Below are 11,169 nucleotides of genomic sequence, written 5' to 3'. Positions count from 1 at the left end.
GACTCCCGGTACATCATCGATCAGGGTCTGCTCGGCAAGGGCGAGCCCGGCGATGGCTTCATTGTGAGCCCGCCCCGTGCGCAGGCGTTCCGCTGGTTCTCGCGGAAGCGCAACGGCATCCACGCCCGCGACAGCATGTTCGTGCTGCGTAAGGGCGCGATCTGGCGATCGGCCGATATCATGCCAGCAGCCCGCGTGCAGTCGGTAGGGATGACGCAGGGCCCGATCTACGGCATGGCGGGCCTCGCCCGCATCCAGTTCCACACGGTCGGCATGCTGGGGAACAAGAGCCTCGGCGCCCTCGACGCACGGGACGCGCAGGTCGCCTTCGACCACGCCTACCCGACCGTCCGTGCTGCGATGGTCTCCGATCGCTCGGAGACCTGGGGCGTCAAGCCCGCCGGCGCGAGCTCTGGTCGGCCGACCGCCGAGCACGGGAGCGTGCAGTACGCGGCGCCGAGCCAGGGTCAGTCGGTTGAGGGGCAGCTGGGCCAGGAACCGTCGGGCCACAACCTGTGGGGCCACAACCAGCCGGACCGGGGACAGTCGGGCCAGGATGGGCCGCCGCCATCGCCCGCGTACCCGATGCAGCAGCAGGCAGGGTTCGGCGGCGGAGCCGATCAAACCGGCGCCCCGGCGCAGCCTGGTATGCCCTCCCAGAACGGTACTTCCGCCCGGCCTGATACTCCCATCCGGGCCAGCGCGCCGGCCCAGCCAGGTTCTCCGGCCAGTGCGCCGGGCCAGCCAGATGCGCGGCGAGTGCGAGGACCGGAGTCGTCGTTTGCTCCTCCCTCGCAACCCGCCGCCGCGCCAACCGACCCCGACGTCGAGTTCCCGGACCGGCCTCCCATGACGCACACGCCCATTGCGCACCTCGGGCCCCAGGGGGAGCAGGGGCCGTCGCCGCAGGCACCTCCGGAAGCACGTCCCGGCGCGACGGAAACCCCTATCGACGCCGCTCCGCAGCAGTGGTCGCGCAGGAATCCGCCGCCTGCTCCGAATTCGGGCCCGGCTGAGACGGAGCAGCGCGCGACGTCGGCACCTGCGGCGAACCCTGAGCAGCAGCAGTGGTCGCGCAGGAATCCGCCGCCCGTGCCGAACCCGAGCATGCCGAGCCCGTCGGCCCCAAGTGACGACACCGGCCAGCAGCAGTGGTCGAGGCGGAACCCACCTCCCGTCGCGAACCCTATGCAGCAGCCTTCGACGCCGGACGACGAGCAGCGCAACGACCGCAACCGATGAAGCCGGGCCGCCTCGGCGTCGGCGTCATCGGTGCCGGCAGGGTTGGCACCGTTGTGGGAGCCGCACTTGCAGGGGCAGGGCACGCACTGGTCGGCATCCACGCCATCGGTGAGAACAGCAGGGAGCGCGCTGAGACGATGCTTCCCGGCGTTCCGTTGCTCGAGGCCCCCGAGATCGTCGAGCGCGCAGAGCTCGTTGTGCTCGCGGTTCCGCGCGATGAACTTGCGGGGCTCGTTGCCGGGTTCGCGGAGGCCGGGCTGTGGCAACAGGGCCAGCTCGTCCTCCACACGGATGCGCAGTTCGGCACGGAAGTGCTGCTTCCTGCCGTCGAGCAGGGTGTGATTCCGCTTGCCGTGCATCCCGCAATGTCGTTCACGGGAACATCGATCGACACGGCCGGCCTGCAGCAGGCCGTGTGCGCTGTCACGGCGCCGGCGGCCGTGCTGCCGATCGGGCAGGCGCTCGTCGTGGAAATGGGATCGGAGCCCGTTGTCATAGAAGAGGGCGATCGACCCGCGTACGCCGAAGCCATCGCGACGGCGACCGAGTTCTCCGATTCGATCGTCGCGCAGGCGGCGGGAATGCTCGCCGAGCTCGGCGTCGAGCGCCCCGGTCGCGTGCTCGGCCAGGTCGTGCGCTCCAGTGTGGAATCTGCCTTGGCGCGCAACTACGATCTCGAGCCCTGACTTCGTTCTGGTCGACCCACCGGCCAACCTGCACACGGGAATTGCCAACTTCTCGGTCGCTGGGCGACGACACGCCGCAGGAACGTCCTCTCATCGCCAGGCGACCGAGAAGTTGACGGGGCCGCGGCGATTCGCGACGGGAAGAACTCATTGCGTACTAATTTTACCTGAGATCGCACTTCATCTGTAATAGCTTTACGGAGGTCATCGTCGACGCTGAGAACGGAGCACTGTCATCGAGACGTAGTCGCGCAACCCCGGTGCTCTTCGCCACGTTCGCGAGTATGGGAATTTCCGCCGCGACCGTGCCTGCGACATTGCCGTCTGTTGCCGTGTCTGCCGATGCTGGTCTCGATGCGTATCTGCCCGCTGTTCCCGCGTTGTTCTCGGGACTGCTGATAGGCGTCCTCCTCAGCGCTGCGGTGGCACGATGGATATCGACACGTACGCTGACGGCCGCGGGAGCCGCACTTCAAAGCGCCGGATTCGTAGGGCTTGCGATGTCGCTGTCGGCCGTAGGATTCATCGCTGCGTCGGCCCTCGTAGGAGTCGGGTTCGGCCTCGTCGAAGCCGGCGGGAGCGTGCTGGCGCGTGAAATAGCAGGCAGACAAACCGCGCGCCTGCTCTCGGCGCTAACGGGCAGCGTGGCCGTCGCGGCTGCCGGGATGCCTTTGCTGATCGCCCTGACCCCTCTCGGCGTGGCGCCTCGCGCCGTGTACGTGGCGGTCGCTGTCCTGCACGGCTCAATCGCGGGGCTGTGGATGCTCGAATCCCGGGGCGCGCGGCAACGAGAGGTGATCGAGCCGGCGGCGGCCCAGCCAGGTGCAGGAGCGCCGGATTCGGAGCATCAGTACCCTCGAGCTCGCGTCGCGGTGGTGCTCGCCCCTATTGCCTTCGCACTCTTGCTGTACGTGGGCGTCGAAACCGTGTATGCGGGGTGGTCGGCGGCCATCCCGGCGCAGGCGCTCTCGATCACTGCTGAGCACGCGGCTATCGGAACCTCCGTCTTCTGGGTGCTACTGGCGGCTGGCCGCTATCTCGCAACGTATCTCTTGGGTCGCGGGATCTCGAGCGTCGCATACCTGCTGGTATCGACGCTGACCGCCGCGTTGGCACTGGCAGCGTCGTCACTGACCTTCACTGAACGCCCATGGCTCGCTATCGCTACCCTTGCTGTCGCGGTTGCCGCTCTCGGGCCCTGCTACTCGATCATCCTCGGCATAGGCCTCGCGCGCGTCCCCCTTGTTCACGCTCGTCGCGTGACGGGCGTGCTCGTTGCGTGCGGCGCCCTCGGCGGCTCGTTGACCCCGAGCGCGCTTCTGCTCATGTCGGACGAACCGACTTCCGCGACAGCGGTCTCCATCACCGCTGCCCTGACGATTGCAGTCGGAGGGATCGTGCTGGTCACGTCACGAGCCACTCGACGCGCGAGGGGCCCGGCCTGACGCGAAAGACGGCGCTTTTCGGCTTTTGCTCCGAACAACGGCAGTTTTCGCCGCTTCTCGAGTACAACGCCGTGTTTCGAGTCATCACGCGGCGATCGTCGCTTGCGCTCGGGTACCGTAAACTGCCAGCCGTGCCCATTTCCACCATCAGCAGCATCGAGGAACTCCGGCAGACGTTGGCGATCGAGCGCGCATCCGACCGCACCATCGCACTCGTGCCGACCATGGGCGCGCTGCACGCCGGTCACCTCGCGCTCGTTGCCGCGGCCCGTGAGCAAGCCGATGTCGTCGTCGTCTCGATCTTCGTGAACCCGACGCAGTTCGGCGATAAGTGCGATCTCGATGCGTACCCGCGCACGCTCGAAGACGACCTCGCGAAACTGCATGAGCACGGCGTCGAGTACGTTTTTGCCCCGTCGACCGAGGAGATCTACCCGCACGGCAAGACCGAGATCACTGTGCAGGCGGGGATGGCCGCCTCGCGGTTCGAGGGACGCAGCCGGCCGGGGCACTTCGACGGTGTCCTGACCGTGGTCTCGAAGCTGCTCAACATCGTCGAGCCCGACTTTGCGTGCTTCGGCGAGAAGGACGCACAGCAGCTCCATCTCGTGGCCAGGCTTGTTGCCGACCTGGACTTCGCGACGGAAATCGTGCCGGTTGCAACCGAACGTGACAGCGACGGGCTGGCGCTCTCGAGCAGGAACGCACGGATCGACCCTGCACGACGCAAGCACGCCCTCGCAATCCCGCGCGCGCTCGTCGCTGCGAGCCGGTCGGCGGATCTCGGCGTCGAACCGATGCTCGCGGCGGCGCAGGGCGTCATGCAGTCGGACTCCAAGGTGAAGCTCGACTACCTCGTCGCCGTCGACCCCGAGACGTTCCGGCCGGTCGACGAGAACCACTCCGGCGCCGTACGAGTACTCATCGCCGGCGTCGTCGACGGCGTTCGCCTCATCGACAACACGCTCATAAGCATTCCCTGACGCGCCCTCCCAGCAGGGTGCGAAAAACTTCGAAGAATGACTGTCACGTTTCGAAGTTTTTCGCATTCTCGGGTGGGTGAGCACAGTACGCCGACGCTCCTAGAATGGATGATCATGACGACTTCTTCTTCAGCCACGTCCGTCGACCACGAACGCGCCGACTGGGTATCGCGACTAGCCGACGAGGTCGCTGCTGAAGCGAAACGGCGCGGCACCGTGCCCCTCGCCGCATCCGGGCTGTCGCCTTCCGGGAACATCCACCTCGGAAACTTCCGCGAAGTGATGAGCCCGCACCTCGTTGCCGACGAACTGCGGCGAAGAGGATTGCCAGCCGAGCACATCATCTCCTGGGACGACTACGACCGATTCAGGAAAGTGCCGAAGGGCATCGACGGCGTCGATGAGTCCTGGGAGCAGTACGTCGGGCTGCCGCTGACGAGTGTTCCTGCGCCTCCCGGTTCTGAGCACACATCGTGGGCAGCGCACTTCCGTGCTCAAGCAGAGGAGTCGTTCGCCGCGCTCGGCATCGAATACCGTGGCATAAGCCAGACCGAGCAGTACACCTCGGGCGCCTATACGGAGCAGATCCTGCACGCCATGAAGCACCGAGCCGGCATCGACGCTGTTCTGGCGAAGTTCCGGACGTTGCCGGCTGCGAAGGACGAGGACGAGGAGCTGCAGGCTGCTCTCGATCAGTCGTCGGGAGCGGCGTCGGAGGACGACGGTTCGGCGGGCAGCGAATACTACCCCTACAAGCCGTACTGCACGGAGTGCGGCAAGGATCTCACGACGATCGAGGCTTACGACTCGGAGACGACCGAGATGACGTACTCGTGCGCCTGCGGGCACAGCGAGACCGTACTGCTGCGCGAGTTCCGGTCGGGGAAGCTCGTCTGGAAGGTCGACTGGCCCATGCGCTGGGCGTACGAGAAGGTCGTGTTCGAGCCCAGCGGAGTCGACCACCAGTCGCCTGGCTCATCGTTCCAGGTGGGGCTCGAGCTCGCGCCGATCTTCGGCTGGGAACGACCGCTCGGCCCCATGTACGCCTTCGTCGGGTTCGGGGGCGTCGCGAAGATGTCGTCTTCGCGCGGAGGCGCGCCCATGCCGTCGGACGCGCTCGAAGTCATGGAGCCCGCCGTGCTGCGCTGGCTGTACGCGCGGCGCCGCATGAACCAGTCGTTCGACATCGACTTCGCGTCCCCTCTGCAGCGCACGTACGACGAGTGGGATGCCCTGAACCGCAAGGTCGCTGCCGGCACTGCGCAGCCCGCGGAGCTCGCGGCTCTGACTCGCGCCACTTCGACGGCCGAACTGACGCTGCCGGAGACCCCGCACCGCATCCCGTACCGGACCCTCGCATCCATCGTCGACATCACGACGGGCGATGAAGAGCAGGTGCTGCGAATCGCCGGCGGCCTGGATGCGCAGGGCGTCTCCTCGCTCGACGAGCTGCGGCCGCGCCTCGACAGGGTCACCGAGTGGGTTTCGACGAAGATGCCGGAGGAGGAGCACACGGTCGTCCTGGATGCTCCCGATCGCGAGGTGCTCACTTCGCTCGATGAGCAGCAGCGCGAAGCGCTTGCTCTGCTGCTCGATGGTGATGCTGAACGCGACCTGCCGCGTATTGAAGACGTCTGGACGCTCGACGGGCTCACGCATCAGGCGTACGGCGTGCCGAAGCTGCAGCGGGGGCTGCCCGCCGATGCGATCGTCAAGGGTGACAAAGAACTCTCGGCGGCACAGCGCGCGTTCTTCGCGCTGCTGTACCGGTTGCTGGTCGGAGGGGAGACCGGGCCCCGCATCCCGACCCTGTTACTGGCGATCGGACCGGCGAGGGTTCGCGAACTGCTTACCGCCTAACGCCCGCTCCGGCCGGGCTCATCCGAGCCAAGCGGCGACAAGTTGACTCGCCGGGTAGAATGATGCCTATGCCAGAGGAGTACTGGGCCAACGCGCTCTTTTCGATCATCCCCACGATTCTTGTCGGGGGTATCTTCTGGTTCATTCTTCGCACGATCGTTCGGGCCGACAGAACGTCACGCCGGGTTTACGACAAGATCGAGGCCGAGGAGCGCGCCAAGGCGGGCCTGGCCCCCAAGACCGAAGCGTCGACCAAGAGCTAGTTCGTACGACCGTTGCGGCACCGAAGGCTATGCCTCGGTGCCGCTTCCGCTTTTGCCGTCTTCCGCATGCCGCGGTGCCGGAGGCGCGTACGGATTGTGCTCATCAGCGGAAGCAGTTGGTGACGGAGCAGCATCCGGGTCGACGTTCTCGCGCGGTGCCGCGTGTTCCGGGGCGGCGGGTGGCGGCGCATACGGGTTCGGAGCCGGCGACGACGCAGCGGGCGCTGGAGTCGAGGGAGTAGGCGTCGCAACTGATGATGCCGGCTGGGATGTCGAGGAGGGATCCTGGTGCCGCGCGCCGGACCACACCTGTTGCCCCTGCTCGGGAACACTTTGGCCAGGAACACTCTGGCCAGGAGCGTTCTGGCCAGGAGTATTCGGGCCCTGAGGATTCTGACCGGAGTAACCCTGCTGCGGTGCCGCCGGGTATCCGGGCCCGGCTGCCGAAGGAGCTGCCGGCGGTGCGGAAGTCGAAGGGTGCGCGTGCGGATTCGGCATGCCCTGCCCAGCCTGGCCCTGGCCCGGCTGGCCCCGTCCAGGCAAACCCTGGCCCGGCTGCCCTCCGTACGGAGGAAAGCCTCCCTGCGGAGGGGGCGCGGTGGGAGGAGCCTGCGTCGGAGGCGCGGCCGCGGAAGGCGCGGGAGCGGCGGCCTGCGCGTACGGGTTCTGGACGTGAGCGCCCCGCACTGGCGAGCCATAGCCATAACCGTGCACAACTCCTACGGGAGCGGCGGGGCCGTGCGAAGGAACCAGCAGTGCCTCCGCACCCGGCGCTCCCTCAGTGACTCGCTGCTCCTTGCGGAGCCCGAAGTGCACAGCGACGTATGAGAGCGCCATGGCGGCCGTCGCCATCCCGAAGACGAGGAACTCTGCTCCGAAGCTGGTACCGGCTTCGTCAGTGCCGGGGGCATCGGGGTCGAACGCGGCGAACCCCATGAAGGCGAGCGGCAGCATGATGAACACGTTGTTGCAGGCGTGCAGCACGCTCGCGGCCTCGAGGCCACCGGTACGCCACGTGAGCAGCGAGCACACGAAACCCACGAACATGAGCTGCAGCGTCGGCAGCGTGAAGCCGTGCATGTGCATGGCTCCGAAGATGATGCCGGTCACTCCTCCGGCGACGAGCGAGCCGATAACGGGTCGGGGAATCCAGCCGGCGATCTGCTGCGTCAGCACGCCACGGAAGAAGAACTCCTCGCCTGCCGACTGCAGCGGGGTCGTGAGCAGCACGATGATGACGAGAAGCCAGTTGGGGTTCCACTGCCAGTCGCCTCCGACCGACATGAAGAGCATCGTGCCGATGTAGAGGGCGAAGAAGGGAGCGATGAGGCCCAGCGACTTCAGCGTGACATCCCAGCGCCACTTGCCGGTCACGCTCAGCACGAACCGCCAGGCCTTCGGCCCGTAGACGGCCATCGCGAGGATGCTGCCGGGGATCATGATCGCCCACGAGAAGTTCGTCAGCAGCAGGAACCAGGGAGAGCCCATGAGGTCGCCCATTGCCTCCATGGGATCCAGCGGCCCGCCGGACATGATGTCCCCGGCCGTGGAGAACATCCATCCGACCATCCAGATCGTCATCGGAATCTGACCCAGCATGAAGAAGCCCGCTGCCACGGCGCCGACCGCGAACCAGCGGCCCCAGCGCTTCGTGAACGGGCGGTAGGCGCTCGCGTAGTCCTGGCCGTCCAGCGGCAGCACCGCGGGAGTCCACCTCGACCGCGGTTTCGGTGCCTGCTGCAGGGGGGTCATCGGTACCCCGCCTGCTCCCCGATCCCACGGGCGAGCACCGTCGTACGAACCGGGTGCCGTCCAGTCTGTCGGTCGTTGTCCTGCCTGCGGCTGCACGTACCCCGACTGCCCGTACGGGTTCGGGGTACCTTGCGTATACGACATTCAAACCCTTTCGAAACCTATCCGCGTCCAGGGTAGTTCACCCGTCTTGCGCATTGCTTGGGTGCGGGGCCAATACAAAGAGATCTCCTGGCTGGCAGTTGAGTGCGTCACAGAGCCCGATGAGGGTCGTGTAACGGATCGCCTTCGCGCGGTCGTTCTTCAGCACCGAGAGATTCACGGGGCTGATGCCGACGCGTTCGGCGAGTTCGGTGAGTGTGATGTCGCGGGCTGCGGCGAGCTCGCCGACGCGGCTGTGCAGCCGGCCCAGGTTGTTGGTGTCGTCGGTCATCAGACGAGTCCTTCGGTGTCCCGTTGGAGGCGCGCTCCGATGCGGACGGCGATGGTTGCTGTTCCGATCATGAGGAGCAGCGCGATGTCGCGGAGCAGGATGTCGGCGGATGCCGCAAGCGGCGAGTCTGCCGGCAGCAGTTCGAGGGACAGCATGCTGACCCATCCGTGCAGTGCGGAACTCACGATACCGAGCGCGATGCCGATCGAGATGAAGCCGAGTGCGTTTGCGACGCTGCTGTGGAACACGTCTCCTGCGAGCATCCGTCGGCTGAGTCGCAGCACGCCCCAGCCGATCAGGATCCCGGCCCCGGCTCTGGCAGTCACAGCCGCGAGGTAGATCACAAGAGCCGGCAGCGGTAGTCCCGGGATGACGAGTTCACCCGCGAATGACGTGGTGTCCGTGCCGAATGTCGTCGATGCATCCTCGGCGGGCAGCGTGAAGGCGACGAGTGCTCCCGCGTCGGGGAGGAAGGCCATGACGGCCGCGTGGCCACCGTGGAGTAGGCAGATGACGATCCAGATGACAGCACCTGTGCCGAGGGCGAGCAGCAACGTTCGTTCGGTGCGGCTGGGTGATGTGTTCGAGACTGACATGACAACTCCTTATCGTTTATCGATGTTAACGAGTATCGATAACATAACGAATCTCGTTAAGAAGCGCAATACCTCAACAGCCGTGAGCGAACACGGGCACATAAGGGGGCTCCGCGCAGTTACAGTCGTAGCCAAGACGTTAGGAGAACCGGATGTTCGAGAGGTTTACGGATCGCGCCCGGCGGGTGATCGTGCTCGCGCAAGAAGAGGCCAAGATGCTGAACCACAACTACATCGGCACCGAGCACATCCTGCTCGGGCTGATCCACGAGGGTGAAGGCGTAGCTGCGAAGGCACTCGACCAGCTCGGTATTTCCCTCGACGCTGTGCGTGAGCACGTGCAGGAGATGATCGGATCCGGTGCTCAGCAGTCGTCGGGCCACATCCCGTTCACGCCCCGCGCGAAGAAGGTGCTCGAACTGAGCCTCCGCGAAGCGCTGCAGCTCGGCCACAACTACATCGGCACCGAGCACCTGCTGCTCGGGTTGATCCGAGAGGGCGAAGGCATTGCCGCGAAGGTGCTCGTGAAGCTCGGCGCCGAGCTCAACACGGTGCGTCAGACCGTGAACCAGCTGCTCTCCGGTGGGCAAAGCAAGGAGACGGCTTCCGTCGGCGGCGAAAGCGGAGTAGCGCAGGGCGGTGAGTCGAAGGGCTCGCAGATCCTCGACCAGTTCGGTCGCAACCTGACGCAGGCTGCCCGCGACGCCAAGCTCGACCCCGTGATAGGGCGCGAGAAGGAGATCGAGCGCGTCATGCAGATCCTGTCGCGCCGCTCGAAGAACAACCCGGTGCTGATCGGTGAGCCCGGCGTCGGTAAGACCGCCGTCGTCGAGGGGCTCGCGCAGGCCATCGTCAAGGGCGAAGTGCCCGAGACGCTCAAGGACAAGCACGTCTACACGCTCGACCTCGGCAGCCTCATCGCCGGGAGCCGCTACCGCGGTGACTTCGAGGAGCGCCTCAAGAAGGTGACGAAGGAGATCCGGAACCGCGGTGACATCATCACGTTCATCGACGAGATCCACACCCTTGTCGGGGCTGGTGCCGCGGAGGGCGCGATCGACGCAGCGAACATCCTGAAGCCGCTGCTGGCCCGCGGTGAACTGCAGACGATCGGTGCGACAACGCTCGACGAATACCGCAAGCACTTCGAGAAGGATGCAGCGCTCGAGCGTCGCTTCCAGCCAATTCAGGTGGAGGAGCCGTCGGTTGCGCACACCATCAACATCCTGAAGGGTCTTCGCGACCGCTACGAGTCGCACCACAAGGTGACGATCACCGATGGCGCACTCGTCGCCGCCGCGAACCTTGCAGACCGCTACGTGCAGGATCGCTTCCTGCCGGACAAGGCGATCGACCTGGTCGACGAGGGTGGCGCCCGCCTGCGGTTGTCGATCCTCTCCGCGCCGCCCGAGCTGCGTGAGTTCGACGACAAGATCGCCGACGTTCGCAGCCGCAAGGAATCCGCGATAGAGGAGCAGGACTTCGAGGGCGCAGCGAAGCTGCGCGACGAGGAGAAGAACCTGCTCGGCGAGCGCCTGCGCCTCGAGAAGAAGTGGCGCTCCGGTGAGGGAGGCCCCACGGGCACCCTCGACGAGGGCGTTATCGCGGAGGTCCTCGCGAACGCGACGGGCATCCCCGTATTCAAACTCACGGAGGAAGAGTCGGCGCGCCTCATCTTCATGGAGAAGGCGCTGCACGAACGCGTCGTCGGCCAGGAAGAAGCGGTCGCGGTGCTGGCCAAGACCATTCGCCGCCAGCGTGCCGGCCTCAAGGACCCGAACCGGCCATCCGGCTCGTTCATCTTCGCCGGCCCGACCGGTGTCGGCAAGACCGAACTTGCGAAGGCGCTCGCGGAGTTCCTGTTCGACGACGAGGACGCCCTGATCTCGCTCGACATGAGCGAGTTCGG

General features: G+C 66.1%; 10 protein-coding genes. 7 read left to right on the top strand and 3 right to left on the bottom strand.

Translation table 11 applies throughout. From position 1 onward, the window contains the following. The 6 genes from Q0O95_RS11220 to Q0O95_RS11195 form a co-directional block, all read left to right on the top strand. A partial coding sequence (locus Q0O95_RS11220; protein ID WP_293698570.1) for a PH domain-containing protein occupies window positions 1-1,242 on the top strand: 1,242 nt, incomplete at its 5' end. Continuing rightward, window positions 1,239-1,928, top strand: a complete 690-nt coding sequence (locus Q0O95_RS11215) for a Rossmann-like and DUF2520 domain-containing protein (RefSeq protein ID WP_293698567.1) — start codon at window positions 1,239-1,241, stop codon at window positions 1,926-1,928. The genes Q0O95_RS11220 and Q0O95_RS11215, both read left to right, overlap by 4 nt. 284 nt (window positions 1,929-2,212) lie before the next feature. Further along, window positions 2,213-3,373, top strand: coding sequence for a hypothetical protein (locus Q0O95_RS11210; protein ID WP_293698565.1), 1,161 nt, complete (start codon window positions 2,213-2,215; stop codon window positions 3,371-3,373). 131 nt (window positions 3,374-3,504) lie between these two features. After that, window positions 3,505-4,356: a pantoate--beta-alanine ligase gene (gene panC / locus Q0O95_RS11205; protein ID WP_293698563.1), complete on the top strand. Its 852-nt coding sequence runs from the start codon at window positions 3,505-3,507 to the stop codon at window positions 4,354-4,356. Between the two features lie 114 nt (window positions 4,357-4,470). Continuing rightward, complete coding sequence (gene lysS / locus Q0O95_RS11200; protein WP_293698560.1) at window positions 4,471-6,216, top strand: lysine--tRNA ligase; 1,746 nt, start codon at window positions 4,471-4,473, stop codon at window positions 6,214-6,216. Between the two features lie 68 nt (window positions 6,217-6,284). Next, window positions 6,285-6,479, top strand: a complete 195-nt coding sequence (locus tag Q0O95_RS11195) for a hypothetical protein (RefSeq protein ID WP_293698557.1) — start codon at window positions 6,285-6,287, stop codon at window positions 6,477-6,479. 27 nt (window positions 6,480-6,506) lie between these two features. Here the strand turns inward: Q0O95_RS11195 and Q0O95_RS11190 are convergent, their stop codons facing one another. The 3 genes from Q0O95_RS11190 to Q0O95_RS11180 are packed head-to-tail and all read right to left on the bottom strand — an operon-like array spanning window position 6,507 to window position 9,260. Continuing rightward, the gene (locus Q0O95_RS11190) at window positions 6,507-8,375 is read right to left on the bottom strand and encodes a CPBP family glutamic-type intramembrane protease (RefSeq protein ID WP_293698554.1); all 1,869 of its coding nucleotides are present in this window, start codon (window positions 8,373-8,375) and stop codon (window positions 6,507-6,509) included. 37 nt (window positions 8,376-8,412) lie between these two features. Then, on the bottom strand, window positions 8,413-8,664 hold the full coding sequence (locus Q0O95_RS11185; RefSeq protein ID WP_293698550.1) for a helix-turn-helix transcriptional regulator: 252 nt from the start codon (window positions 8,662-8,664) through the stop codon (window positions 8,413-8,415). Continuing rightward, a complete protein-coding gene (locus Q0O95_RS11180; RefSeq protein WP_293698547.1) occupies window positions 8,664-9,260 on the bottom strand; it encodes a hypothetical protein in 597 nt (198 codons plus the stop codon). The genes Q0O95_RS11185 and Q0O95_RS11180 overlap by 1 nt, the downstream gene beginning before the upstream one ends. A gap of 152 nt (window positions 9,261-9,412) precedes the next feature. On the opposite strand from Q0O95_RS11180, the gene Q0O95_RS11175 reads away from it, so the two are divergent. After that, window positions 9,413-11,169: ATP-dependent Clp protease ATP-binding subunit (locus Q0O95_RS11175; protein ID WP_293698544.1), on the top strand; the 1,757-nt coding region annotated here is incomplete at its 3' end.

This window comes from uncultured Agrococcus sp. (assembly GCF_945915485.1).
GTDB lineage: Bacteria > Actinomycetota > Actinomycetes > Actinomycetales > Microbacteriaceae > Agrococcus.
Note: the sequence above shows the minus strand (reverse complement) of the source record. Positions and strands in the feature narration are given on the sequence as shown.